The sequence below is a fragment of the Halomonas sp. ND22Bw genome (genome assembly GCF_003011945.1).
GTDB lineage: Bacteria > Pseudomonadota > Gammaproteobacteria > Pseudomonadales > Halomonadaceae > Halomonas > Halomonas halophila.
Window position 1 is genome coordinate 1 of record NZ_PXWD01001189.1, and the last position, 259, is coordinate 259.

At 72.2% G+C, this 259-nt stretch carries 1 protein-coding gene; it reads left to right on the forward strand.

The genetic code is table 11. From position 1 onward, the window contains the following. On the forward strand, positions 1 to 259 hold a 259-nt coding region (locus tag CVH10_RS21935; RefSeq protein ID WP_181244667.1), incomplete at both ends, for a transglycosylase domain-containing protein.

Below are 259 nucleotides of genomic sequence, written 5' to 3' on the forward strand. Positions count from 1 at the left end.
CGATGCTCTGGAGATCCGCCAGGACTGGCGCCCGTGGAGCCAGCTGCCCGACAGCGCTAAGCTGGCGGTGATCGCCGCCGAAGACCAGCGCTTCCCCGAGCATCACGGCTTCGCCCTGGTCGAGCTGCGCCGCGCCGTCGAGGCCAGCCTCAACGGCGGCGACCTGCGCGGCGCCAGCACCCTCCGCCAGCAGACCGCCAAGAACCTCTTCCTGTGGACCGGCCGCAGCTGGGTGCGCAAGGGCCTGGAGGCCTGGGTC